This window comes from Streptomyces subrutilus, from assembly GCF_001746425.1.
Taxonomy (GTDB): domain Bacteria; phylum Actinomycetota; class Actinomycetes; order Streptomycetales; family Streptomycetaceae; genus Streptomyces; species Streptomyces subrutilus_A.
Genome location: NZ_MEHK01000001.1, coordinates 727,590 through 751,722 on the forward strand (window position 1 = coordinate 727,590; position 24,133 = coordinate 751,722).

Genomic DNA, 24,133 nt, shown 5'->3' on the forward strand with positions numbered 1-24,133 from the left:
ATGTGGTGCGGGCCCGGGCGGTGAACCGCCCGGGCCCGAGGTGACCTGGTCAGTTACAGGTCGTGAGGCTCAGGCTGCTGTCGCCGCAGAGCAGCAGGCTGGCCCGGCTTCCGCCGCCCGTCATCGCGACCTCGGTGGCCTCTTCCTTCGGGGTCTCCATCGACTGCAGGTCAAGAAGCGTCATGTCAGATTCCTCTTCTTCTCTTGGATGGTGCGATGGGTCACGGCCCCGGACGGGACCGGCTTGGGGGCCGCCGCGCGCTCGCGCAGCGGCGGGAGGAACGGCAGGTGCGCGCGCCCGCCGGGCGCCGCGCTGCCGAGGGCGAGCAGAGCGCCGGCCGTGCCCGTGGACAGGTCCATGGACAGCCGCATCATCTGCTCGCCGGGGAAGGCCAGATGCCCCTGGTACGGCACGGCGTGCCGGGCCAGTGCGTCGATCTGGCGGGCGATGGCCTCGGGTTCGGTGCCTGGTCCCGGGGTGGTGGTCCGGGCCAGGTGCAGGATCATCCCGGCGGCTCCGCGCATCAGCCCGGGCTGGGCGTAGAAGGTCGCCTGCGCCGCCCGTACGATCTCGCGCCGGGCCTGCTCGAAGCGCTCGTCGGGACCGTGCTCCAGCCAGTCGTCGAGCACCATGCCGATGCCGACGCTGCCCTCGCCGAGGTAGGGCATGGTGCGCCAGCCCTCGTTCACCTGGAGGGTGCCGAAGGCGCTGGTGACGCAGCGGTCGAGGTCGCGGTGCAGGGCCTGGGCGGCCTGGATCAGCAGTTCCTTGTCGCCGGTGCGCTCGTACAGCCGTACGAGGAGCAGGGCGGGGCCGGAGTTGCCGTACAGCAGGCCGGCGCGGGTGGGCCGGTGCTCGGGGCTGGTGATCAGTTCGGCGCAGCGCAGGGCCGCGGAGTGCAGCCCGCTCTCGCCGCTCGCGGTGCCGAGTGCGTCCAGGGCCAGGCCGATGCCGGCGAGGCCGCTGTGCAGGTCGGGGCCGGCGCTCTCCCAGGGCTGGCTCAGCAGCAGGTCGGCGAGGGCGAGGGCACGTTCGCGGTGGCCGAGCCGGTGCAGCGTCCAGGCCGTGCCGGCCAGGCCGTCGTAGAAGCCGAGCGGAGTGCCGGAGGCTGTGTCCCTGGTCCGGTCCAGCAGCCATTCCTCGGCCTCGGGCCAGGGTTCGGCGCCGGTCTCGGCGAGGGCGTGGAGCACTCCGGCGATGCCGTAGGCGAAGCCGGTGCCTCCCCCGGGGGTGGCGAACTGGGCGATGTCGCCCGGGACCAGGCGGTCCTCGCGGTCCGGGGTGGCGCTCGCCCGGAGCGCCGCGGTCATCGACGTACGGGCGGCCGGCCATTGCCGTGGCTCGACGGGCAGGTACGGTCCGGCCGGTGCGGGGAGGCGGTCGCCCGGTGCGCCCTTCGGCATGCCGGACAGGATCTCCTCGACGGCCTCGTCGAGGAACCGTCTCGGTACGGGGAACTGCTCGGCGGCGACGGCGGCCAGGTGGACGGCTTTGGCCCGGTCCAGGACGAGCAGGCTGGTCAGCGGGAGGAACAGGGCGAGCCGCAGGCAGGCGAGGGCGTATCGGTCGACGGAGAAGCCGCGCCGTTCGGCGGGGGCGACGAAGGCCGGGTTGGCCACGGTCTGCCGCAGTCCCTCGTCGACGTGTGCGGCGGCTTCGAAGTCGAGCAGCGCGACGGAGGGTTCGCCCGTCTCGTCCTCCGCCACCATGATGTTGAAGAGGTGGAGGTCGTTGAAGACCACGCCCCGGGCGTGCACGGCGTCCACGGCTTCCGTCACCCGCTGGTGGATCTTCAGTGCCCACTCGGTGTAGGAGGCGAGCTCGGCCGGCTCGGGGTCGGCCTCGATCAGCGGGTGGCGGCGGGCGAAGTAGGTGTTGAGCGGTTTGCCGGCGAGGTGTTGCAGCACCAGGAAGTGGTGGTCGCCGACCGTGAACGTGCCGCGGACGGCGGGGACGCAGTCCAGGCCCGCCAACCGCTCCAGCGCGGCCTGTTCGCGGTGCAGCCGGGTCACGGCGTCGGCGCCGTCGGCCGCGAGGCCCGCGTGGGGCCGGGCTTCCTTGAGGACGACGCTCTCGCCGGTGCGGGTGTCCTTGCCGACGTACACGCCGCCGCCGTTGGAGAAGTGCAGCGCCCGCTCCACCGTGAAGGGGATCTCGGTCAGGGTGACCGCGGAGCGCGCTTCGAGGTGCGGTTTCACGAAGTCGGGCAGTTCGAGCCACTCGGGCGGCTGGAACACCGGGCCGCGCGGGTCCGGTACGAGCCGCCCGTCGGGCGCCTCGATGGCCGGGACCAGCTCGCCGGTCTCGTCGTAGCAGTGCCGCAGGGTGTAGCTGCCGTAGCGCAGGTGGACCGGTCCGGCCCCCCAGCGCAGATCGCTGAGGATGTACGGGCCGGCCGCCCCGCCCAGCGAGGCGTCGAGGTCCTCGGCGATCCGGCGGCACTGCTGGTCGTCGGCCGGGTAGACGGTGATGAACTTGCCGCTCGCCGCGCGGTCGGCGTACTTGGCGTTGCGCAGGTGCAGCAGGTACCGGCTCGGTATGAACTTGAAGGCGATGCGCCGGGCGGTGCAGTACTCGTACACCGCCGCCAGCAGCGATTCGGCGTTGTCGAGCGTGGCCGAGAGGTGGATCTTCCAGCCCTGGGCGGGAAGTTCGATGCCGTCGGGGCGCAGGGCGAGCCAGTCGCCGCTGCGGTGCGAGCGCCACCCCGGCGGGACGGGGGCGAGCGCGGCCGGGTAGCTCTCGCCGGCCCGCCGGTACGGCGCGTCGTAGAACCAGCGGTCGGCGTCGCAGAAGGCGGCGTACCCCTTGTTCACACCTGCTCCCTCGGTCGGTGGCTGACTTGACCGTGTCACGCCGGGCGCAGGCGGCGACAGTCCCGGCTGTCACCGGTGTGGTGTGCAGTACTCATGAGTCACGAAGGCCTCGCAGGCCGGGCAGGGCCGCGGCGGCGCGGCTCGCCGCTTGCCACCGGACGCTCAACCATCCGCCGGCCGTTCGCGGTCTTGTGGGGAGAGGGCTCCCGCTGGTCCGCGTGAACCGCACGCGGACCACGGAGTTCCGAGCACGACGAGGAGCACGGCATGACGTTACGGAAGACCGCACGGGCCGGCCTGGTGGGTCTGGCGGCGGCCGCGATGGCGGCCACCGCCTTCTCGGCCCCCGCCCAGGCCGCCTCGGACACCGGTCCCGCGAGGGCCGGGCACGAGGCGACCCGGCGCGCGATGGACGCGGAGGTCAAGGCCGGTATCCCCGGCATCACGGCCCAGGCGCGCGACGCCAAGGGCGTCTGGAAGGCGGCGTCGGGTGTCGGCGATCTCACGACCGGGGCCCCGCGCGGCGTGAACGACCGGTTCCGGGTCGGCAGCATCACCAAGTCGTTCGTCGCGACCGTCCTGCTCCAGATGGAGGAGGAGGGCAAACTGAGCCTCGACGACCGGGTGGAGGACCATCTCCCGGGCCTGGTGCGGGGCAACGGCAACGACGGACGCGAGATCACCGTACGCCGGCTCCTGAACCACACCTCCGGCCTCTTCGACTACCTGGCCGACGAGGAGTACCTCGAGACGTACATCTTCGGCGAGGGCTACCTGAAGCACCGCTACGACACCGTGCCGCCCGAGAAGCACGTGAAGGTGGCCCTCTCCCACGAGCCGCTGTTCAAGCCCGGTGAGCGGTTCTCGTACTCCAACACCAACTACGTCCTGGCCGGGCTGATCATCGAGAAGGCCGGCGGGCGGACGTACGAGGCCGAGGTCCGCGACCGCATCATCAAACCGCTGGGGCTGAGGGCCACTTCCAACCCCGGCAACAGCATCCACGTGCCCCGCCCCGGCAGCCGCCACTACTCCAAGCTGTTCGCGTCGGCGCCCGACCGGATCGACGACGTCACGGAGATGAACGGCTCGCAGGGCTGGGCCGACGGCGACATCATCTCGACCGCGGGTGACCTGAACCGTTTCTACAACGCCCTGTTGGGCGGCGAGCTGCTCTCGCCGAAGCAGTTGCGGGCCATGAAGACCACGGTCTCCTCCGCCGAACACCCCGACATGGCCTACGGGCTCGGCCTCGCCCGGTTCCGGACGAGCTGCGGCACCACGCTCTGGGGGCACGGCGGGGGCATGGTCGGGTCGACCTCCCTGGCCGTCTCCACCGAGGACGGCCGCCACCAGCTGGCCTACAACCGCAACGGGGACTGGAGCACGGGATCCCCGCAGAGCATCATGGAGGCCGAGTACTGCCCCGCGGCGGCTACGGGGTCTGCGCCGGAGCGAACTTCGTGAGGACCAGCAGGGTGGCGACGGGGTCCTCGGCGGGGGCGCCGGTGGCCTGGCGCAGCTGCTGCCCGAAGACCGGGGCCACGGCCGCGCCGGCCAGCCGCTCGGGGTCCGGTACGCCGAGCTGGGTGGGGATCCGGGTCGCGAGCAGGTCGTAGGCGGCGAAGCACTCGGCGGCCGCGGCGCGCAGCCGTTCGTCGCGGCCGGCCTGCACGTACAGCTCGAAGGGCGCGATGGGGCGGCTGTCGAAGCCGGTCGCGGCATGCCTCCCGGTGGGCCGTAGCGTGGAGGCATGCAGACGATCCCGGTGTCCTGGACCGCCGCGAGCGCCCGCCGGATGGACCGGCAGGGGCTCCTCACCCCCTTCCCGGCGGGCGACACCTCGCCCGCCGACGTCGCCGGGCGGATGCTCGGCGCGCACGCCCAGGTGGCGTCCGCGGCGGAGCTCTCCCTCGCCCTGCGCCTGGACGGAGCGACCCGTACGGCCGTGCGCGACGCGCTGACCGGCGGGCCCGGGTCGGGCCGGGGGCCGCGGCCGACGCTGGTGAAGACCTTCGGGCCGCGCGGCACCATCCACCTGCTGCCGGCCCGGGACCTGTCCTGGTGGACCGGCGCCCTCGGCGCGCTGCCCGAGCGCGCCGGCGCGCTCGGGCCCGAGGCCGGGATGACCGCCGCCCAGACGGACGAGGTGGTCGCCGCGATCGGCGACGCGCTGAGCGGCGCCGAGCTGACGGTGGACGAGCTGACCGAGGCGATCGTGGCGCGGACCGGCTCGTGGGCGGCGGACCCGGTCCTGCCCGCGTTCCAGACCATGTGGCCTCGCTGGCGGCAGATCACGCACACCGCCGCCCACCGCGGCGTGCTGGCGTTCGGCCAGGACCGCGGGCGCAAGGTCACCTACACCAACCCCGGCTCGGCCCCTGCCTCCCCCACCCGGTCGCTGCGCGAGCTGGTGACCCGCTACCTGCACGCCTACGGACCGGCCACCGCCCACGATTTCGCCTCCTGGCTCGCCGCCCCCAAGGGGTGGGCCGCCGCGCTCTTCGCCTCCCTCGCCGAGCAGGGGCGCATCGAGGAGGCGCCGTTCATGTCCGGCCGGGCCTGGCTCGCCGCCGGTGACACCGCCTTCCCCGACGAACCCGCGCGCGGGGTGCGGCTGCTGCCCTACTTCGACGCGTACGTCATCGCCGGGCGTCCCCGGGAGGAGCTCTTCCCCGGCGCCGCGGCCGCCCGCGCCCTGTCCCGCGGCCAGGCCGGCAACCGCCCCGTCCTGCTGGTCGACGGTGTGGTCGCCGGGGTGTGGCACCAGCGCCGCTCGGGCCGCCGCGTCGCGCTCACCGTGGAGCCGCTGGGCCGGCTGGGCGCGGCCCACCGCCGCGCGCTGGCGGAACAGGCGGAGCGTACGGGCGCGATCCTCGAGGCAGCCGCCGAACTCACCCTCGGCGAGGTCGCCGTGGGACCTCACGCCTGACCGCGAGGGACAGAGCTCGCCGGGACCTCGACCGCCCCATACGATCATGTCCATGACGCCACAGATCCGTACAGGGGTGTACCTCGCGCACCCGCGGCCCGGAAGCTTCAACCACGCGGTGTTCGAGGCAGTCGTGGAGGAACTGCGCGCGCGGGGATCCGAGGTGATGGCGCACGACCTCTGCGCCGAGGGGTTCGCACCGCTGCTGTCCGCCGAGGAGACGGGCACCGTCGACCCGGCGGCAGGCGCCCGCGACGACCAGGTCGCGCTGCACCGGGCGGAAGTGGCCACCCTGGACGGCCTCGTGTTCGTCCACCCGAACTGGTGGGGCATGCCGCCGGCGGTCCTGACGGGCTGGGTGCAGCGCGTCCTCGTGCCCGGCGTCGCCTACAAGCTGGGCTCGGCGCAGGGCGAGCCCGCCGGACTGCTCAGGGCGGGCCGCGCCCTGGTGCTGAACACCTCCGACACCCCCGCCGACCGGGAGGAGACCGAGTTCGGCGACCCGCTGGACCGGATTTGGTCCGCGTGCGTCCTGCCCTACGTCGGGGTCGCCGATGTGCGCCGCGTCGTCTTCCGCACCGTCGCCGACTCCTCCGACGCGCAACGCGCCGACTGGCTGGACCAGGCGCGCCGGGAGGCGGCCGCGCTCCTGGCCTGAAGCGCTGCGGGTCCCGGCCCCTGCCGTCCGCCGGGCAGGGGCCGGGGCCTGCTAGCGGGACAGGTAGTCCTGCCGCAGTGCGTCGAGGATGTGGGCCGCCTCGGGCAGGTCCGCCGCGCGGCAGCGCGCCGCTGCCGCCGTCAGCCGGGCGATGGCCTCCTTGAGCCGGCCGAGGCCGTTCCCCTCGATCAGGGCGGCGATGCGGACCGCTTCGGCGCGCGGCACCTCCCCGTGCTCCCCGCCGTTCTCGTGGGCCGCGACGGCCGCCTCCGCCTCGGCGAGTGCCTCCGGGAAGCGGTCGGCCTGCGCCAGGACGCGGGCCCGGCGGTAGTGCACGGTTCCCCGCGCGTGCCACGGGGTGAAGTCCTCGGCGTCTTCCGGCACCGCGGCCCGGACCCCGTCGGCCTGCGCGAGGTGGTCCAGCGCCGTGTCGAGGCCCTCGGCCCCCCGGGCCTCCATGGTGAGCCGCGCGAACTCGCACATCATGTGCACGATCAAGGCCGGGTTGGGTGCCTCGGCGTGCGAGGCGACGGCGCGCTCGTACGCCGTGCCCGCCGCGTCCCAGCGGTCGGCCATCGCCAGCACGGAGGCCGCCTCCGCCGCCACCAGGGTGTGGACCGCGCGGTCGTCCTCCCATCCGGCGACGGTGTCCGCCAGCCTCAGGAACTCCTCGGCCGCGGGCAGGTACTCGCCCAGCTCCCGCAGTCCGCGCGCCAGGGTCAACCGGGCCTGGGCGAGCATGCGTCCGTCGAACGCGGCGGCCGCCTCGTCGGACAGGACGGATTCCAGCACGGCGACGGCGTCGGCCTGCTGTCCGCTGCGCGCCAGGACATCGGCGAGCTGCAGCCGCACGTCGGCGGCCTGCTCGTGCTCGCCGTCCTGGTCGAACCGCGCGGCCGCCTCCGAGAGGTGGCGCACGGCGCCGCCGGAGTCCCCGAGGTGCGTGGCCGCGTGGCCGAGCAGGGCGTACGTCGGGGCCAGGGCGAAGTCCGCGTCGTCGTAGCGGGTCGCGTCGGACAGCGCCCGGTGCAGGAGCTCCACCGCCTCCGCCGGCTCGTCCTTGCAGAGCAGGATCTGGGCGAGCATGGCGCGCGGGCGCGAACCGCGCCAGGGCCGTGCGGAGGCGTCCACGTCCTTCAGGGCGGCGCGCAGCTCCTCCTCGGCGCGCACCGTGTCACCGCGGCGGCCGGCCAGATCAGAGGCGAGCTGCCGCGCGTTGGCCGCCTGGTGGGGTACGGACAGGCGCTCGGCCTCGGCGCGCAGCCTCTCGGCGTGCCGCTCGAACCTCTCTATGACGGGGCCCGTGGCCTCCGGCGGTTGGCGCAGGGCCTCCCGGTAGGCGGCGAAGGTGCAGGAGAACAGCACGCTGAGGTATTCCCGTACCCGCTCCGCCGGCCCGTCGGCCGCGGAGTCCGCCTCGCCCTCGCCCAAGTCCCCGTCCGTGAGGGGGAACTCGGCCTGGAGCCGTTCCGCTTCGCGCAGGGCCTCGTCGAGGCCGGCCCGGATCGCGGCGGCGTCCGGCACCTGGCCACCCTGGTCCGCCACCGGGTCTTCGTGCGCGGCCTCGCCGTCGGTCTCCAGGTCGGAGGAGGCCCACGCGAGGGCGCGGGTGCGTGCGGCGAGGGCGTGCCAGGGCATCCCGAGCCCCTCGTACAGTGCGGCGGCCCGCTCCAGTTCGGCGCCGCTCTCCGGTACGCGCTCCTCCTTGGCGAGCCGGTACGCGCGGTGCGCGGCCAGCTCCGCGTGCAGGAGGTCCTCCGGGCCGAGCCGGTCGTCGTGCGGGCCGGTGCCCTCGGCCAGACGTTCCGCGATGCGGGTCCAGAGCCTGGTCTCGCCGGGGTGGCCGGCGGCCGCCATGCGGCGTGCCTCGCGCACCAGGGACACGAAGTCGTCGGGCACCTCCGCCCGGGCGGCGGGCGCGGGGCCGGCCGCCGCCGTGCTGCCCGCGGCCGGGGTCAGGGTGACGGACGGCCGCAGTCCGAGCGGGAGCGGCCGGTCGAGCAGCGGGCGCCGCGCGAGGCGGGCCCGGCGGTGGTCTCCGACGGCCGTGGTGGCGTTGCGGGCGTCGAAGGCGGTGGTGAGCCGGTCAGCCTCGGTCCGCACGTGGGCGAGGAGTTCGCCGGCGTTCCAGTTCCGGCCGGGCGGGCCCGCGACGGCGGTGTCGGCGTTGCCGTCCTCGACGAGGCGGGCGAGCAGCACCTCGACGCCGGTGAGGAAGTGCAGGCGGGCCAGGGGGGCGCCGGCCGCCTCGAAGAGGGGGCGGTTCTCCGCGAGGATCTCCAGTCCCCGGCCCTCGTTGCGGGAGAGGGCGCAGAATTCGAGGTGCAGGCCGACCTCGTCCTGCATGCCGGTGTTGCCCCGGACCCGCCGGTAGCCGGTCAGGTGGTGGGAGCGTGCGTCGTCCGTACGGCCGGCGCGCAGCAGGGGCAGCAGGGCGCGTGCCTGGCTCATCTGCGGTTCCTCGCTGCAGCCCAGGGCTCCGTCGAGGACCGGCCGCCAGATGTCGAGCGCCCCGGCGTCGTCGCCCGAGCTCACCTGGTGCCAGGCCAGGTGGCGGGTCTCGCAGGCTTCGCAATCGCTCAGCTCGGTACGGGGGCGGGTGGCCCAGAGGTCGTAGGCCTCGGCGACGCCGGCCCCGGTGTGGGACGCGACGTGGTAGCGCATCGCCGCCACGGGCTGCATGCCGTGGTCGGCCGCCTCGTAGCGGGTGCGCATCTGGTCGATCCATCCGCCGATGGCGGCCAGGGGCACTTCCGGCACCTGCAGCAGGGAGGTGGTCACCCACTTGAAGCGCCAGAAGACCTGGTGGGCCTCCCACTGGCTGAAGGATTCGGGAGCGGTCTCCCACAGCTTGAGGAGCCGGGCGAAGACGACGGGCGACTTGCGGTGTTCGCCGGTGAACTCGTAGGACGTCATCAGCTCCAGCAGGGCCGTGATGAGGACGTCGGGCTTGTCGAAGGGCTCGGCCGCCTCGACGAGTTCCTCGGCGGTGATGGTGCGCTGCAGGCCGTGGGGGCGGTCGTGGTTCTCGCGGAGCGCTTCGACCACGGCCTCGGGGGTGTCCAGCATTACAGTTCCTTCCGGGGGTCGGAGCCGGGCGCCCCCGTGCCGGGGTGGTGCATGGCATGGGTGAGCAGGCCGATGAAGGCCCGGTTGAGCAGGGCGCTCTCGCCGGCCCGGAGCGGGCGCCGGCTGAGCAGCAGGGCCTGGCCGTAGAGGGCCTCGGCGGTCGTGACGGCCAGTCCGCGCTCGGTGATCGTGATCGCCTGGCGGACCAGCGGGTTGAGGTGGTTCAGGACGAGCTGGGCGCGCGGGGTCTCGTGGCGCAGGGAGCCGAGGATGTCGGCCCACAGGCCGTCGCTGTCGGCGGCGAGGCTCGACCGGGTCCGCTCGTGGCGTGCCTCGCGGTTGTCGAGCAGCAGCGCGGGAGCGGTGAGGGGCTGGAAGTCGCGCAGGACGACGTCGCAGTCGTGGACGCCGATCGTCTCCCGGGCCACGGCGAGGAAGGCCGCCGCGCGCAGTTCGGCGGCCGGGTCGACGGCGTCGAGGTGCGCGGTGACGGTGGCCGGGTCGAGGTCGGTGACGCTCGTGCCGGGGCGTATCTCCGGCAACCGGTGCACGAGGTCGCGGTCGTACGTGTACCCGCCGTTGACGACGCCGAGGCCGGCGGCGGAGGCGATGGGGGCGACCTGGCGGAACTCCTCGACGCTGCGCGCGACCAGGAGGGTGGGGTGCGCCCGGGCGAACTCCTCCAGCGTGACGTTGCCGTCGGTGGTCTCGAACGGCAGCCACGGCAGCACGATGCGCAGCAGCTCGTCGTCGTAGCGGGCGAGGGCCTTGACCGCGAGGTGGTGCGTGTCGATGAAGCGGTGCAGCAGGGACGGGTCGCTGGCGGCGAGGCCGGTGAGCCAGTCGCGGATGCGCTCGCCGAGGGCGTCCCGTACGGCGGACAGGGTGCCGTCCTCGTACAGCGCCTCCCGGGAGGCGGTCGGCCGCAGGCTGGTGGTGTCGACCACGCAGCGCACGAAGAAGGCCCATTCGGGGAGGAGTTCGGGCGCCTGGTCGGTGAGCAGCATGCCCTTGAGGTGCACACGGTGTCCCGCGCGCTGGGCCGGGCTCACGGCCGTGGGCAGGACGTAGGCGACGCCGCGCAGTCCGGCGGCGGGGAGGTCGAGCTCGATGGTGTCGAGCGGGGTGAAGTCGAAGAGCCGGCGGCAGTAGGCGGTCAGCGCCTCGCGGCGGGCCAGGGGGGAGCGGTGGGTCTGCTCCCACGGGGGCGTGTCGTTGATCCGGTGGGTCTCGCCCCGCGGTCCGACGACGGTGACCTCGTGCCGCAGGAGACCGCCGTAGTGCCGGGCCAGGGACACGACCTGCTCCGGCTTCGTCCACTCGGCGTTGTCGGCGCGGGGGGTGAGCCGCACGGTGGTGCCCGGCTCGGGGTGGGCCGAGACGGGCAGGGTGCGGATGGTGTAGCGGCCGTCGGAGTGGCCGCGCCATTCGACGGCGGGCGCCGACGGGTCGGCCGCGGACCGGCTGAGCACCGTGATCTCGTCGGCGACGACGAAGCAGGCGAGCAGTCCGATGCCGAACTGGCCGATGAACTCCCCGCGGGCGGCGTCGAGTCCGGCGCCGTCCAGGATGCCGTCCGCGGTCCGCTTGGAGCTGCGGCCGATGGTGGCGAGGAACCGGTGCACGTCGGCTTCGGTCAGACCGACGCCGGTGTCCGTGACGGTGAGGGTGTCACCGGTGCGTACCGTGATGCCGGCGGGCGCACCGGGATCGGCCGCCTGACGTGCGGTGATGGCGTCGACGGCGTTCTGCAGGAGCTCGCGCAGGTAGACGCGGGGGCTCGAGTACAGGTGGTGGGAGAGCAGGTCGACCAGGCCGCGCAAGTCGACCTGGAAGGTGTGGGCGGTTTCGGAGTGGGGCACCTGGCACAGTCTTTCGGTGGGCGCGCCGGCGCCGCGGGCGGCGTCGGCGGGAAGGCTGACGGGAGGGGTACGGGGTACGACGGGGAACGGTCGGACCGGTGCCTGCCGGAGGGCGGACGCGCAAGGACGCGGGCGGCTCGGGAGCAGTACCCGGCGCGCACGGCCTCGGCCGGGCGCCCGGCGTCGGACCGGCGGCTGCCGCCGAGGGAGGCGGTGGCGCGGCCGGCCGCCCGCCCCGCGTGGGTGATCCCGGCTCAGCGTCCGGTCGACGAACGCTGCTTCCGGTAGGCCGCGGCGGGGTCGGATCCGTTCATGTAGTACCAGGGGAACTTGGTGACGCGGCCCTCGGTCGCCTGGAAGCACTCCCGCGCGGCGTCCCGGTCCCCGGCCAGGGAGAAGGCCATGGCGAAGGTGTTGAGGACCTGGATCCATGCTCCGCTCCGGACGAACTCCGGGTGCCGGAACGAGTGGGCGGCCGCCTCCCGGAGGGATTGCGCCACCTCGGGCCGGTGCATGTACGCGGCGTCCGCGCCCGCGTCCAGGGAGAGCCACTCCTCCAGGTGCGCGACCGCGACGAGCTGGCCCAGGAGCGTGCCGCCAGGTGCGCCGAACGCGGACGTACGGGCGAAGGCGTGCATCTCCTCATGCGATCCACCCCATTTGTCGCACACCTGCTGCAACTGCTGCTGGTGGGCTCCCAGGTGGTGCGGGTCGCGGCGCACGGTGGCCTCGAACCGGCGTCGCGCCGTGGCCTGGCCGACCTCCAGTCCGCGGCCGGTGATCTGGAGGCCGTACCAGGGTGAGCTCCACCGCGGTTCGCGCTCCGCCACCTCGTACAGCCACTGCTCGGCCGTGTGCAGCCGTGCGTGGAAGACCTCGAACTGCTCGCGGGAGACATCCTTCGCCCGGGCGCCGGTGCGCGCTTCCCACGCCCAGCCGATGTGGCGGATACCGGCCACGAGCCGGGGCAGCGGCGCCTCGGGTTCCGCTTCGAGGACTCCGGCGATCCAGCGCTCCACGCCCGCGGTCTCACCGACGGCCCACAGCAGTTCGGTCCGGTCCTCGCTCTCGGGACGCGCTTCGAGCACCTCCCGAACCGTGGCCCAGTCCCCCGCCGAGGCGGCGTCCCGCACGCGCCGCACACCGGGGTCTCCGGAGTCCTCCTGCACGCGTGCGACGGGCCGGCCTGCCCACTTCCCCAGCGTGAGCCCCCATTGACGGAGCAACGCCATGTCCCCACCCCTTGCCGAGTCCGAACGGGGAGGCAATGGATCACCCCCTCGTGAAGGTAGTGACTATCACGCGTGACCGAAAATCGCACACCCATTGGCGTTGCGCATCCCCATGCGAACGGGCGGTGGGAGCAGCTGTTACAGAGCCCCGGACCCATTCGGAGCACACCCCGCAGACCGACGCGCACGGCCGGGCCCGATGGCCGAAACCCCCCTGTCTCGATATTGCACCCGTCGGCCGCGCCCCCCGCGCGAATCTCCGTCAACACGGCATTGACATATGCCCCTTACACGGGAGAGTTACTGACATGTCCGCATTGAGCAACACGAGTCCTGAGTTGTGGCGTTTGAAAGCGGATGGGGCCAGAGTGTGGCTCGCCGGCAGGACGCCGGAAACCGCACGAAACCCGGGCCGGCCCGCATCACGCCGGACCGGGCTGACTTTCCGAAGGAGTCGTCTCCATGTCCGCTTCTCCCGCCACCCGCCGCCTTCTCGCCGCGGTCCTGGCCGCCGGCACGCTGGTCGGCGCGGCCGCCCTCCCGGCCGCCGCCCACGACGACGACCGGCGCGACCACCGGGGCCGGCACTCCTCGATCGTCATCGGCGAGGTACAGCACGACACCCGCGGCCGCGACAACCGCGCCCTGAACCGCGAATGGGTCGAGGTGGAGAACACCGGCCGGCACTCCGTGGACCTGCGCGGCTTCACCCTCACCGACAGCGACGGCAACCGCTACCGCTTCCAGGGCTTCCGTCTCGACGGCCGTTCCAGCGTCAGGGTCCACACCGGCTACGGGAACAACACCCGCCGCGACGTCTACCAGGACCGCCGCCACCAGATCTGGGACGAGCGGGACACCGCCACCCTCCGCGACGACCGCGGTCGCGTCGTCGACACCGAGTCGTGGGGCCGGCGCGGTCACCACGACAACCGCCGCCAGTAGCCGGCCCCCTCACCCGCGGCAGCCACGCAGGTGAGCCGCCCCCGCTCCCGTACGGCGTGCCGCCGCGGCGAGTCGCCGTGGCACGCCGCCGGGAGCGGCAAGGGGCCGTGTCGTGCTGCGCACACGGCCCGACGGCCGTAGGCGGGACCGGCCCGGACCTGTGGGCCGGTCTGCCGGACGACGAAAGGCACTGCATGTTTCGTTTCCACCACAGCCGGCGAACCGGAAGCACTCTTACGGCACTGCTGTGTGCCGTGTTCCTGTCCCAGGCGATACTGACCGCCCCCCTTGCCGATGCGGCCGCGCCCTGGAAGCCCCGCGTCGACTGGGACGCGATCGCCCAGTGCGAGTCCGGTGGCGACTGGCGCGCCAACACGGGCAACGGGCACTACGGCGGACTCCAGTTCAGCCGGTCGAGCTGGAAGGCCGCGGGCGGCCGGAAGTACGCCGCCCGGGCCGACCTGGCCACGAAGTCGGAGCAGATCGCCACCGCCAAGCGGCTTGCCGCGCTGCAGGGCATGGGCGCTTGGACCTGCGCCCGCAGATAGCAAGCCCACCGGCCTCGCGCCTGCCCCGTCAGCGCGGCGGGGACCAGAGGGCCACCAGACTGCCGTGGCCCGGCGCGAGGCCGTCCCACCGGTCCGGGAGGTCCACCACGACGACGCCCGAGGTGGGAAACCCCTCCCGGAGCCGTTCCAGCAGCTCCGCCGGGCCGCTTCCGCACAGGGCCGTGGCCAGCTCGTGGATGCCGGAGTTGTGGCCGACCAGGAGGACACCGCCGAGGTTCCCGCCCCGCGCGGCGAGCACCTCGACCAGGGTGCTCGGAGTCGCGTTGTAGAGCCGGTCGTCGTACACCGTCGGGGGCGGACTCGTCAGGGCGGGGAGCATGAGCTCCCAGGTCTGCCGCGTCCTGCGCGACGGGGAGCACAGGGCCAGGTCGGCGCTGTACCCGGACTCGGCCAGCCAGCGCCCCGCCCCCGGGGCGTTCCTGCGGCCACGGTCGCTCAGGGCGCGGTCGAAGTCCTCCGTCTGCCCCTTGGGCACGGCCTTCGCGTGCCGGACCAGCAGCAGTCGGCGACCGTCTCCACCTGCGCGGGCCGCGGGTTCCACGGGCATGGTCGTCTCCTTCGCCGCGGGGCTGGTACAAGGCCATGGTGCGGCCGCCACCTGACGTACGCACGTGCGAGCGCCGGGACGGAGGTCCGCACCAGCCGCTCGGGCCCTTCCCCGTCGTCTCCCCCGCCGGGGGCCGGGGCCCGAGCGCCCCCGGCCGCGGGCCAGGGACGCGGCCGGGGCGGGCCGCCGCGTCCTTGGCCCGCTCCGGGGTGTCGGCGGGTGCGGTTCACGACCGTGCTTCCCAAAGGCGGCTGTTCGCGCGGCTCCGCGGGAGGGGAGTGCTGCCGATCAGGCCGGGGCCGTGATCCGGCGTACGGATTCCACCACCGCCGCGCGGTGGCGGGCGATCCCCTCGGCTGCCCAGCCGTTGTCCGTCTCACCATCCGCCGGAGCGCCCACCGCACCGAACCACGCCTGCGACAGGGCCATCACCAGCGTCAGCACGTCGCCGGCGTCCATCCCGGCGTCGATCCGGCCCGCCTCCTGCGCCTGCCGCACCGCCGCGATCTTGCCCGCGTACGACGCCGCCTCCGTGCCAGTCGTCTCCGGACGCTCCAGCTGCTTCCAGAGCACCAGACGCATCAGGGACGGCCGCTCGATGAGGTGGTCGAAGACGGCGCCCGCGTAGCCGGGCAGGTCGTCGGGATCGAACGGCACGGATTCCGAGCCCGTCTCCAGCGCCCGCTGGAGCACGGCGTCGAAGAGCTGTTCCTTGTTGCCGTAGTACACGTAGATGAGCCGCTTGTTCGCCTGTGCCGCCTCGGCGATGCGGTCGACCCGCGCGCCGGCGATGCCGTGCGTCGCGAACTCGGAGAAGGCCGCGTCGAGCAGACGCGCCTTGGTCGCGCTGGAATCCCGTGCCATGCCCCGAGCCTAGCAAGTAACTATCTGGTTATTGACAAGCGGCCCACACCCGCCGCATGCTCTATCTATCCAGTTAGTTACTTACCGGGAGATCACGATGGACATCCGCACACTGGGCGGTCAGGGACTGAAGGTCGGCGCCGAGGGACTCGGCCTGATGGGCATGAGCGCCCACTACGGCGCCACGGACGAGACGGAATCGCTCGCCACGATCGACCGGGCCCTGGAGCTCGGCGTCACCCTCCTCGACACCGCCGAGGGCTACGGCCCCTTCCACAACGAACAGCTGCTCGGCAAGGCCCTGGCCGGCCGCCGGGAAGCCGCCGTGATCGCCACCAAGACCGGCGTGGAGTTCACGGACGAGGGCGCCTTCCTCGGCCACAACGCGACCCCGGAGTACATCCGCCACTCGCTCGACCGCTCCCTGCGCCACCTGGGCACGGACCACGTCGACCTCTACTACCTGCACCGGATCGACCCGGGCGTGCCCGTCGAGGAGAGCGTGGGCGCCCTGGCGGAGCTCGTCGCCGCCGGGAAGGTCCGCCACATCGGACTGTGCGAGGTCTCGCCCGCCACCATCGCCCGTGCGCACGCCGTGCACCCGCTGACCGCCGTGCAGACCGAGTACAGCCTCTTCGAGCGCGGCATCGAGCACGACGGCGTCCTCGACACCCTGCGCGACCTGGGCATCGGGCTCGTCGCCTACTCCCCGCTCGGCCGGGGGTTCCTCTCCGGGGCCGTCACCAGCCCGGACGACTTCGCCGCCGACGACTTCCGCCGTACCGACCCCCGCTTCCAGGGCGAGAACTTCCACCGCAACCTGGCCGTGGTCGACCAGGTGCGGCGCCTCGCCGCGGACAAGGGGGTCACGCCCTCGCAGCTCGCGCTGGCGTGGACCCTGCGGCAGGGCGCGGTGCCCATCCCGGGCACCAAGCGCCGCCGTTACCTGGAGGAGAACGTCGCCGCCACCGCCGTGACGATCAGCGACGCGGACCTGGCCGCCATCGATGCCGTGGCCCCGCACGGCGTGGCCTCCGGCGACCGGTACGCCCCCGAGCTGATGAAGTCGCTGGGCGGCTGACCGGCCGGCCGGTCAGCCGCCCAGGCGTGAGCCTAGGTGACGGGCTCCGGTGGCGGTACGGGCCCCGGCAGCGGGCCCGGCTGCGGGTGCGGATCGGGCTGCGGGGCAGGCGCCGGCCGGGGGTCGGGCTCGGGCTGCGGCGGGGCCGGGGGCACGGGGTCGGGCCCGCCCGGAGGCGGGACGGGGCCGGGCAGCGGTCCTGGCTGCGGACCGGGACCGGGGCCCGGGGCCGGGGTGGGACTGGGCGGAACGGGATCGTTGGGAGGGGTACCCATGGCTGTCCTCTTCGGTCGGGAACGTGGGGGCGCCGGCACTACCGCGGTGGAGGTGTCGGCGGGGGCTCCGGCACCGGGTCCGGTCCGGGAACGGGCATCGGGACCGGCCGGGGCGTGTGCGGATCGCCGGGGAAGGTCTGCTCTCGGTCGCCCGTGGGCGCGTGCCTTCGCTCGCCCGTGGGCGCGTACGCGGTTCTCGTCATGGTGCGTCCGGCCTTTCGCGGAGGGCCTGCTCACCCCCGCGCCTGCCCGCTCTCCTGCGGCCGAACCTCCGTCTGCGAACGGACCCGGGGCCCCCGGTTCAGCGACGGGAATCGCCCGGCAGGTGCACGTGCACGACGCAGATGTCGTCGCGGCGCCCCGGCCTCCGGGCGGCCAGGGTGCGCGCGAGAAGGTCCCCCCGGCCCTCCTCGATCAGCCGCCGAGCCGTGACCGCGAGCCCGGCCAGACCCGATTCGATGTCCTCCCCCGGCTCCTCGACGAGGCCGTCGGTGTAGAGGAGGAGATGGTCGCCGGGCTGGAGGCGCAGTTCGGCCTGCGCGTAGGCCGAGGCGAAGGCGGCGCCGAGCAGATTGCCCTCGGGCTGCTCGAGGTACCTCGCCTCCCCGCCCCGGATCAGCAGCGGGGGCAGGTGCCCTGCCCGCACCCACGTCAGGCGGTGGTCCCGGGGGCCGTACCGGCCCATCATCATGGTCGCGGTCGTCACGCCGGAGTCGTGGGCGGTGTGGAGCAGGAGCCGGTTGAGCCGGTCCAGGACGTCCGGCAGGGCCGAGCCCGTGATGGCCATGCCCTTGGCGGTGAACCGCAGCTGGGCCATGGTCCCTACCGCGGCCAGGCCGTGACCGGCCACGTCGCCGACGACGAACAGGGCGCTGTCGTCCGGGAGTCCGATGGCGCTGTACCAGTCGCCGCCCACGTTCAGCCCCCTGTCGGCGGGCAGGTAGGCGACGTCGACGCGCAGGCCGGCGAGCTCCAGGGACTGCTCGGGTACGGGCAGGAGGGTGTGCTGGAGCCGGGCGGCGAGGGTGCGCTCGGCCTGGAGCATGCCGCTCTGCACGAGGACGGCGCGCTCACTCGCGAGCAGGGCGAGTTCGGCGTCCCGCAGGGCGGTCACGTCCTGGAAGAAGCCGTGCACTTCGAACGGAGTGCCGTCCGCGTCGGTCTGGGCCTCGGCGACGATGCGCACGTGCCGCAGCCCGTCCTCCGTCGTGATGCGGAATCCCTGGTCGATGGCCTCGCCGTCCTCCAGCAGCCGCCGGACCGCCACGCCCAGCTTCGGCAGGTCCTCGGGGAGGACGTGCCGCGGCAGCTCCTCCAACCTCATGGGCCCGAGGGCGGGATCGCGATCGAAGACGGCGTACACCTGCTCGGACCACACGACCGTGTCCGTCACCAGGTTCCACCCGGCGGAGCCGAGGTTGCCCAGCCGCTGCATGTCGGCGAGCCGGCGGCTCTCCCGCTCGTCGGTGTCGTGGCGGACCCACGAGACGATCAGGCGGTCGCCCAGCCTGGATGCCCGTACGGAGTACGTGGAACGCCGCGGAGCGCCGCCGGTCACCTCCTCGTACACGAAGGGCTCGCCCTCGTAGACCGCGCCGGTCGCCAGCGTGGCCAGGTAGCCGTCCCACAGCGCGGTGCCCGCGACGGTCGGATAGGTCTCCAGGACCGACCGGCCGACCAGCTCCTTGCCGCGGCGTCCGGCCACGTCGAGCGACTGGGGGGCGGCAGCGTCGATCCGGAAGTCCTCCACCTCCCCGCTCTCCGTGCGGATGGGGGTGAGCAGGGTCGCGGGTCCGGACAGGGCGTCGAAGATCCGCTGTACCTCTCCCACGTGCTCCTGGGCCGATCCGGGAGCGCGGGCCGCCCCCCTCGCCCGCAGGGCGCCGGCGCACAGTCTGACGGCTCGGCGCAGCAGCTTCCGCGTCGCCGCGTCGAAAGGCCCTCGATGCGTACGGAGGAATCCGACGACCGTGGCCGCGGGCTCGTCGCCCGGCACCGGGAGCCAGGCACGCGAGGGCCACCGTCCGGGCGGATCCCCCATGAGCAGGTAGCGGGTGGCGTCCTGCCCCGGCTCCTCCAGCCACAGCGCCTGCCGCCCGGCGACCGCGTCCAGCGCGGCGACTCCGCTGAGCGGCGGGATGTGGCACCACTGCTCGGCCAGGGCCTGGGAGATCCCGGCGTGCCCCGCCAGTGCCAGGCTTCCGGCGACGGCCTCGGTGTAGATCATGACGGCATCGACGCGGCCCGGTTCCGCGAGCACCTCCACGAGCAGCGCCGCGACGTCGTCCGGCGTACCGGCCCTGGCCAGGCCCTCGGCGAGCCGGGCAAGCGGCCCGCCCGGGCCCTCGTATGCGCGGCTGCTGCCCAGGACGTAGCGGGCCGTGGTGAAGGGTGAGACGGGCAGTTCGGGCGACAGGGAGGTACGGGCTCCCTCGGGGGACGGTTCCGCGGCCGCCCCGACGGCCGCCAGGGTGTACCAGCACTCCTCCATCAAGGTCCGCTCGCCCTGGGCCGCGCGTTCGTGCAACAGCAGGGCGGCCGTCTCCGCGGAGACGTTCTCCCTGCCCATCAGCACGCCCTTGGCCCGCTCCAGGACCGACGTCATCGACGCCGCGCCCTCCAATTCCTGGAGCTCGGCGCGCAGCCTGGACACCACCCTGGCGAGGGCAAGCACCTCGGGGCCGACCGAGCCGTCGGCGGGTGCGGGATCGCCCGTCATCTTTTGAGCATGACACGTCCGGGCCTGCCGGGTGATGCCCGTGCGGCCCCCTCGGGGGTGTCAGCTGTCCGGGCGGGCGGCGGGCGCGGGGCCGGTGAGCCGGTGGGCGGCGATCAGGTGCTCGGCGGCGGTCAGGGCGTGGTGGACACTGCGGTGGCCGAGCAGGACGCACAGCGTGTAGGCGGCGTCGTCGTACCGGGCGCGCAGGCCGGGGTCGTCCGCGTTGGCGAAGGTACGCCGGCGCAGGTCCCGGAAGCGGGCCAGGTGCCGGTGCAGGACGTACGGGTTCGGCAGCAGGACGGCGCTCGGTGCGCGGGCGGCGGTCAGAGCCCGGTCGATCGCGGTCCGCACGGCCGACTCCACGACGGCCGGCGGCCGGGGCGCGTCATCGCGCAGGACCGCGGTCACCGCCAGGGCGGTCTCCGCCAGGGTGAGGCCCGCGAGGGCGGCGGCCTCCGCCAGGACCCGTCGGGCGCCGCGGCTGTCGCAGGGCAGCAGCGCCATGAGGGTCCCCGTCGCCCGACCCACGTCGGGGGAGTCCGCGGCGTGGTCGGCGAGGGGCCCCGCCGAGGGGTCTGCCGACGGGTCTGCCGGGGCTGGTGCCGGGCCCGGCCGGCCGGAATCTGTGCTGGTCACCGTTGGTACCTCCGCGACGGTCCCGGGACCGGAGGATCCGGGGGTGGAGGACTGTGTAGCAGGCGGGCGCGTGCGCGCGGAGCGGACGCGCCGTCGGTCTCTTCCCGGCTCAGCCCCGGGCGGGATGCCCGCGTGCCCGAGATTGACGGGGCGCGGGCAGGGCAACGCCCCGAAGCCCCGGTAGCACCCTCGCCTACGACGGCCGCGTCACGCGAGCGGCGGACCGGCGCGCAGCGCCTCCACCCTGCCTCGGAGGCAGACCCCGCCCCTCGGCCGGGGCTGGCCGGGAGGCCACGGGCCGGGCGGGAGGCTCCCTCGACCGGGGCGGGACCGGAAGCCTCGGGCTAGGGCGGGAGCCAAGGGCCCAGCCGGGGGGCAAAGGCCGGACCGGGAGCCTCTTAGGCCGGGGCGGAGCCGGAAGCCGCGGGCCGGAGCCTGAGGCCGGGGGCGGGTCAGCAGGCCAGGGACCGGACAGGCAGGCCGGGGCGGGACCGGGAGGGCGAGGGCCGGGACGTCGGCCTTCTGTCCTCGGGGCCGGGCTATTCGCGTGGGCGGTGGCTGGTGTCGCACCAGGGGTAGGCACGGCTGCGGCGGCAGGTGCACAGGGCGACCATGAAGCGGTCGGAGCGGGCCACCGTCCCGTCGTCCAGGACGACCTCCACCGGACCTTCGACCAGGACGGGACCCTCCGGGTCCACCGCTACGCGCCGGGCGGCGGCGCAGACGGTCGGCGCGGCCGCGGATCCCCCGGTTCCGTTATCGCGATTCGGCACGGACGATCACCAGCCCTTCCCACGTGTCGCCCTCGCGCCGCTCGAACGCCTCGGCCGGCGGCCCGGTGTCCGCCTGGGACCGGTGGGCGCCGGGCGGGACCCGCAGTCCGGGCGGGATGGCTCTCGTGGTCGCGGCAGCGCTGGCCGGCATGCGTACCTCCCGTTCGACCGCGCCCGGTGCTCCGCGGAGCAAGGGGCCCGGTGGCTCGCCGTGAGGGGCGGCTACCCGAACCCTGGCGGTCTACCCCTGCCGCCGTACAGCGGTGCGCACGGACGGCGCTGTCCGCAGACGGCCTCCTACCCGGGCAACCCAGCGGACGCGGCGGCGCACGGTTGCCGTCCATGCTCGGTCCCTGCGTGGAGCGCCGCACTCATGGTGCTGGGCGCGTGGGGCGCGGCCTCGTCCGGACGTGCGGCGGGAGGGGACGCCTACAGGGCGCAGGCGCGGGTGACGCTGCTCGCCGTGGCCGAGTCGCCGAGTCAAAGCCGAGGGGAGTGCCCATACGGCCACCGGCGTCGAGGGCCGAACCGGTTCGGGGCGTCCCTCGCCTGCTCCCGTATCCCATTCGGCCGACAGCGGCGTGGGACGGAAGCGGATGCCGGGTAGGCCCACGGGATGAAGGCAAACACTCTGGACACTCCCACCCAGGACACCCCGGTCCTGGACACCGCGTCGGCGTGGTGGCTGACGGCCCTGGGCCGGATCGAGCGGAGCACGGCGGTCGATCCGGCCGTCCGGGTTCTCCAGCGGGCGATCCGGTCGCTCCCGCTGGGTCGCGCCCGGGGCGTGCTGCGGGGCCGGCCGATCGGGCATCCCCTCCATCCCCTGCTGGTGCACGTGCCGATCGGGTGCTGGCTTTCGGCCGCGGTGGTGGACCTCGTACCGGGGTCGCGGCCGGCGGCCACGACCCTGACCGCCGTCGGGCTGGCGGGGGTGGCTCCGGCCGCGATCGCGGGCTGGGTGGACTGGGCCGACCTGCCGCCCGAGGAGGCCCGGGTCGGCTTGGTCCACGCCGCGTCGAACACGGTGGCGGTCGGCTGCTACGCGGTGTCGCTGACGGCCCGGCTGCGCGGTCACCCCGTGAAGGGCAGGTTGTGGTCGTGGGCCGGGCTGGCGGCGGTCGGCGCCGGCGGGGCGCTGGGCGGCCACGTGGCCTATCGGCGGGCCGTCGGAGGCCATCCCGCGGCAGGGCTGGAAACGCCCGGCGGGGCCCAGCCGTTCCCGGCCTGCGGGCCGGCCAGCGTGGAGGAACGGTAGAAGCGGGTCAACAGACGCTTGTCGAGCAGTGCGGGGTGGCCGTCGGCGAAGGCCGTGCAGTCGTCCCCGCCGGTCTCGGCCGCGTGGTGGCCGACGAGATCCACCCAGGCGCCGCTGACGGTCGCCTGTACTTCTGCTGCGCCCGCCTGGGACGGGGTTGAAGGCCTTCTGGCGGCTCTCGATCGGGCCCACCGCGAGGCTCTGTGCGGCCTCGACACCCTGGACGAGCTGTCGCCACCGGCCGCCGAGCAGGAGGCCCTGCCGCCGGGTCGTCGAACGGCCCCCGGACGGGAACACCCTCAGGGCGAGGGCTGGGACACACCGGCGCTCGGCCTTCGCCCCACCGCCGGTCCCAGGTACGCCCGCAGGTCCGCGATGCCCGGCAGCCCGGGGAGCGCGTGGCGCCGCCAGCCCTGGGCGTAGGCCGGGGGCGGGGCGTCCCCCCGTACGATGACGGCCACCGGCCGGCCGCGGGCGGCGGCCGCCAACTCCGCCCGCGTGATGCTGCCGTCGTGCCCGCCGACCTGCCGGGACGCGCACCCCGCGCGAAACGCGATCCGGACCGCCTCCTCTCCGCTCACCACGCACGGCGGGCGTACCCCCTGCCGGCGCAGGTCCGCGACCAGGAGGCCGAACGCCGCGTGGGTCGCGCGGCCACGGGCCGTCACGCCGTCGAGGACGAGGAACTGCACCGTCAGGTGGGCGGCCACGGCCAGGACCAGGCCGGCGGACAGCACCCGGCTCGGCCGCGCGAAGGCGGCGAGCCGCAACAGGCACACCGCTGTCGGCAGGGCGAGCAGCCCGTAGGCGGGCAGCAGGAAGCGCGGGGCGGCGTACCCGATCAGCAGCAGGTAGGGCGCCGCGAGGGACAGGCCGGCCAGCGCCGGGAGCGCGACGGCGGCCGCCTGCCGCGTGCCGACCGCGACCCGGACCCCGTACGCGGCGAGCACGGGCAGGGCGAACCACCAGACGGCGGCGAGCGGGTACCGCAGGGGCACGTCGCAGGGCCGGCACAGCGTCAGCCCCTGCAAGGCCCGCACGTGGTCGCCGAAAGCGGGGTGCCAACCCAGGTGCCCCTGGATCTCGCTGGCACGCCTCAGCCGGGGAAGGAGCCCGCCGTACCGTACGTACGCCTCGGCCACCCATTCGGCGGCGCCGAGGGCCCCGCCCGCCGCGATCACCAGGAGCAGGACCGGCCGGCGCAACGACCGGACGGCCGAGGCGGCGGCCACCAGGGGCAGGGCGAGCCAGAGCGCGTCGGAGGGCCGCATGAGCGCGGCGAGCAGCATGCCCGCGCCGAGCCCGGCGAGCGCGGCACGGTCGCCGTGGTCGCGTGCGGCCCTCAGGAAGCACCCGACGGCGATCAGCGCACCGTAGGCCACCCACAGGTTGGGCATGGCCTGGGGGCCGTACAGCACGCTCACCCACAGGCCGGCGAACAGTGCGCCGGCGAGAGCGAGCGTGCCGGTGGGGAGCAGCCGCCGCCACACCCACAGCGCTACCAGGAGCCCCGCTCCGGACAGCAGGGCGAGGTAGACGCGGAGCACCACGACCGAGGAGGTCAGCCCGGTGACGGGGGCGACGAGGAAGGTGATGCCCCGGGCCCGCGGAGCGCTGAAGAACGCGGCCGGGGCCTGTCCGCTGACCTGGCTGACGTACACGCTCTCGTCCCAGCCGAGCCCGGTTCCGGGCAGCACGGCCACCAGCTGGACCAGCGTGTACACGGCGGCGACGCCGCCCAGCAGGCGCAGATCGCGAAGGGCGTCGCGCCGGCTGCCGGTACGGGGCTTCGCTTCCGGGGGTGGCGGAGCCACGGCTGAAGTCTGCGTCACGGCCGGACCTCATGAACGGTCGGAGGGGGACCACACTGCGCCCCACGCTGCCCCCCGGCGACGA

Annotated in this window: 20 protein-coding genes; 7 read left to right on the forward strand and 13 right to left on the reverse strand. The window is 74.3% G+C overall.

The genetic code is table 11. The features are described 5' to 3' along the window. Positions 1–49: 49 nt before the first annotated feature. Entirely contained in the window at positions 50–184 is a 135-nt protein-coding gene (locus BGK67_RS04285; protein ID WP_069918637.1) for a SapB/AmfS family lanthipeptide, read from the reverse strand. Beyond that, positions 181–2,817, reverse strand: coding sequence for a class III lanthionine synthetase LanKC (gene lanKC, locus BGK67_RS04290; RefSeq protein ID WP_069918638.1), 2,637 nt, complete (start codon positions 2,815–2,817; stop codon positions 181–183). The genes BGK67_RS04285 and lanKC overlap by 4 nt, the downstream gene beginning before the upstream one ends. Before the next feature lie 267 nt (positions 2,818–3,084). Here lanKC and BGK67_RS04295 point away from each other — a divergent pair, with 267 nt between their 5' ends. Then, complete coding sequence (locus tag BGK67_RS04295; RefSeq protein WP_079154004.1) at positions 3,085–4,284, forward strand: serine hydrolase domain-containing protein; 1,200 nt, start codon at positions 3,085–3,087, stop codon at positions 4,282–4,284. On the opposite strand, the gene BGK67_RS04300 is transcribed toward BGK67_RS04295, so the two are convergent. Further along, positions 4,253–4,627, reverse strand: a complete 375-nt coding sequence (locus BGK67_RS04300; protein ID WP_347878448.1) for a hypothetical protein — start codon at positions 4,625–4,627, stop codon at positions 4,253–4,255. The genes BGK67_RS04295 and BGK67_RS04300 overlap by 32 nt on opposite strands. On the opposite strand from BGK67_RS04300, the gene BGK67_RS04305 reads away from it, so the two are divergent. Together BGK67_RS04305 and BGK67_RS04310 are read left to right on the forward strand one after the other, a co-directional pair. Beyond that, positions 4,571–5,749, forward strand: coding sequence for a winged helix DNA-binding domain-containing protein (locus BGK67_RS04305; RefSeq protein ID WP_069918639.1), 1,179 nt, complete (start codon positions 4,571–4,573; stop codon positions 5,747–5,749). The two genes, BGK67_RS04300 and BGK67_RS04305, sit on opposite strands and share 57 nt — an antisense overlap. Positions 5,750–5,801: 52 nt before the next feature. Continuing rightward, positions 5,802–6,407 (forward strand): NAD(P)H-dependent oxidoreductase, encoded by a 606-nt coding sequence (locus BGK67_RS04310; RefSeq protein WP_069923621.1) that lies wholly within the window; start codon positions 5,802–5,804, stop codon positions 6,405–6,407. 51 nt (positions 6,408–6,458) lie between these two features. On the opposite strand, the gene BGK67_RS04315 is transcribed toward BGK67_RS04310, so the two are convergent. From BGK67_RS04315 to BGK67_RS04325, 3 genes are all read right to left on the reverse strand, one after another. Then, complete coding sequence (locus BGK67_RS04315; RefSeq protein ID WP_069918640.1) at positions 6,459–9,476, reverse strand: tetratricopeptide repeat protein; 3,018 nt, start codon at positions 9,474–9,476, stop codon at positions 6,459–6,461. Further along, positions 9,476–11,338, reverse strand: a complete 1,863-nt coding sequence (locus tag BGK67_RS04320; protein ID WP_069918641.1) for an HSP90 family protein — start codon at positions 11,336–11,338, stop codon at positions 9,476–9,478. Before BGK67_RS04320 ends, BGK67_RS04315 begins: the two co-directional genes overlap by 1 nt. A gap of 254 nt (positions 11,339–11,592) precedes the next feature. Further along, the gene (locus BGK67_RS04325; RefSeq protein ID WP_244291141.1) at positions 11,593–12,570 is read right to left on the reverse strand and encodes a hypothetical protein; all 978 of its coding nucleotides are present in this window, start codon (positions 12,568–12,570) and stop codon (positions 11,593–11,595) included. A gap of 462 nt (positions 12,571–13,032) precedes the next feature. Here BGK67_RS04325 and BGK67_RS04330 point away from each other — a divergent pair, with 462 nt between their 5' ends. Further along, a complete protein-coding gene (locus BGK67_RS04330; protein WP_069918643.1) occupies positions 13,033–13,515 on the forward strand; it encodes a lamin tail domain-containing protein in 483 nt (160 codons plus the stop codon). A gap of 254 nt (positions 13,516–13,769) precedes the next feature. Beyond that, a complete protein-coding gene (locus BGK67_RS04335; RefSeq protein ID WP_432215421.1) occupies positions 13,770–14,063 on the forward strand; it encodes a transglycosylase family protein in 294 nt (97 codons plus the stop codon). A 28-nt stretch (positions 14,064–14,091) separates the two neighbouring features. On the opposite strand, the gene BGK67_RS04340 is transcribed toward BGK67_RS04335, so the two are convergent. Together BGK67_RS04340 and BGK67_RS04345 are read right to left on the reverse strand one after the other, a co-directional pair. Beyond that, a complete protein-coding gene (locus BGK67_RS04340) occupies positions 14,092–14,631 on the reverse strand; it encodes a SixA phosphatase family protein (RefSeq protein ID WP_069918644.1) in 540 nt (179 codons plus the stop codon). 288 nt (positions 14,632–14,919) lie between these two features. Continuing rightward, the gene (locus tag BGK67_RS04345) at positions 14,920–15,495 is read right to left on the reverse strand and encodes a TetR/AcrR family transcriptional regulator (protein ID WP_069918645.1); all 576 of its coding nucleotides are present in this window, start codon (positions 15,493–15,495) and stop codon (positions 14,920–14,922) included. 97 nt (positions 15,496–15,592) lie between these two features. Between BGK67_RS04345 and BGK67_RS04350 the strand changes: the two genes are divergently transcribed. Then, positions 15,593–16,576 (forward strand): aldo/keto reductase, encoded by a 984-nt coding sequence (locus tag BGK67_RS04350; RefSeq protein ID WP_069918646.1) that lies wholly within the window; start codon positions 15,593–15,595, stop codon positions 16,574–16,576. Positions 16,577–17,152: 576 nt separating this feature from the next. Here BGK67_RS04350 and BGK67_RS04355 read toward each other — a convergent pair. The 4 genes from BGK67_RS04355 to BGK67_RS38700 form a co-directional block, all read right to left on the reverse strand. Further along, positions 17,153–19,570, reverse strand: coding sequence for a SpoIIE family protein phosphatase (locus BGK67_RS04355; RefSeq protein ID WP_069918647.1), 2,418 nt, complete (start codon positions 19,568–19,570; stop codon positions 17,153–17,155). 60 nt (positions 19,571–19,630) lie between these two features. Further along, positions 19,631–20,206 (reverse strand): DUF5133 domain-containing protein, encoded by a 576-nt coding sequence (locus BGK67_RS04360; RefSeq protein ID WP_141754001.1) that lies wholly within the window; start codon positions 20,204–20,206, stop codon positions 19,631–19,633. A gap of 539 nt (positions 20,207–20,745) precedes the next feature. Then, positions 20,746–20,979, reverse strand: coding sequence for a CDGSH iron-sulfur domain-containing protein (locus BGK67_RS35955; protein WP_244291142.1), 234 nt, complete (start codon positions 20,977–20,979; stop codon positions 20,746–20,748). Next, a complete protein-coding gene (locus BGK67_RS38700; RefSeq protein WP_167739542.1) occupies positions 20,963–21,130 on the reverse strand; it encodes a hypothetical protein in 168 nt (55 codons plus the stop codon). Before BGK67_RS38700 ends, BGK67_RS35955 begins: the two co-directional genes overlap by 17 nt. 465 nt (positions 21,131–21,595) lie before the next feature. Here BGK67_RS38700 and BGK67_RS04365 point away from each other — a divergent pair, with 465 nt between their 5' ends. Beyond that, positions 21,596–22,237, forward strand: coding sequence for a DUF2231 domain-containing protein (locus tag BGK67_RS04365; RefSeq protein ID WP_069918649.1), 642 nt, complete (start codon positions 21,596–21,598; stop codon positions 22,235–22,237). 299 nt (positions 22,238–22,536) lie between these two features. Here the strand turns inward: BGK67_RS04365 and BGK67_RS04370 are convergent, their stop codons facing one another. Continuing rightward, positions 22,537–24,051, reverse strand: a complete 1,515-nt coding sequence (locus BGK67_RS04370) for a hypothetical protein (protein WP_244291143.1) — start codon at positions 24,049–24,051, stop codon at positions 22,537–22,539. Positions 24,052–24,133 lie beyond the last annotated feature (82 nt).

Bases quoted from the DNA above. Each gene is read 5' to 3' on its own strand.
- BGK67_RS04285 (WP_069918637.1), bottom strand. From the start codon at position 184: ATGACGCTTCTTGACCTGCAGTCGATGGAGACCCCGAAGGAAGAGGCC.
- BGK67_RS04295 (WP_079154004.1), top strand. From the start codon at position 3,085: ATGACGTTACGGAAGACCGCACGGGCCGGCCTGGTGGGTCTGGCGGCG.
- BGK67_RS04305 (WP_069918639.1), top strand. From the start codon at position 4,571: ATGCAGACGATCCCGGTGTCCTGGACCGCCGCGAGCGCCCGCCGGATG.
- BGK67_RS04310 (WP_069923621.1), top strand. From the start codon at position 5,802: ATGACGCCACAGATCCGTACAGGGGTGTACCTCGCGCACCCGCGGCCC.
- BGK67_RS04315 (WP_069918640.1), bottom strand. From the start codon at position 9,476: ATGCTGGACACCCCCGAGGCCGTGGTCGAAGCGCTCCGCGAGAACCAC.
- BGK67_RS04325 (WP_244291141.1), bottom strand. From the start codon at position 12,570: ATGGCGTTGCTCCGTCAATGGGGGCTCACGCTGGGGAAGTGGGCAGGC.
- BGK67_RS04330 (WP_069918643.1), top strand. From the start codon at position 13,033: ATGTCCGCTTCTCCCGCCACCCGCCGCCTTCTCGCCGCGGTCCTGGCC.
- BGK67_RS04340 (WP_069918644.1), bottom strand. From the start codon at position 14,631: ATGCCCGTGGAACCCGCGGCCCGCGCAGGTGGAGACGGTCGCCGACTG.
- BGK67_RS04345 (WP_069918645.1), bottom strand. From the start codon at position 15,495: ATGGCACGGGATTCCAGCGCGACCAAGGCGCGTCTGCTCGACGCGGCC.
- BGK67_RS04350 (WP_069918646.1), top strand. From the start codon at position 15,593: ATGGACATCCGCACACTGGGCGGTCAGGGACTGAAGGTCGGCGCCGAG.
- BGK67_RS04355 (WP_069918647.1), bottom strand. From the start codon at position 19,570: ATGACGGGCGATCCCGCACCCGCCGACGGCTCGGTCGGCCCCGAGGTG.
- BGK67_RS38700 (WP_167739542.1), bottom strand. From the start codon at position 21,130: ATGCCGGCCAGCGCTGCCGCGACCACGAGAGCCATCCCGCCCGGACTG.
- BGK67_RS04365 (WP_069918649.1), top strand. From the start codon at position 21,596: ATGAAGGCAAACACTCTGGACACTCCCACCCAGGACACCCCGGTCCTG.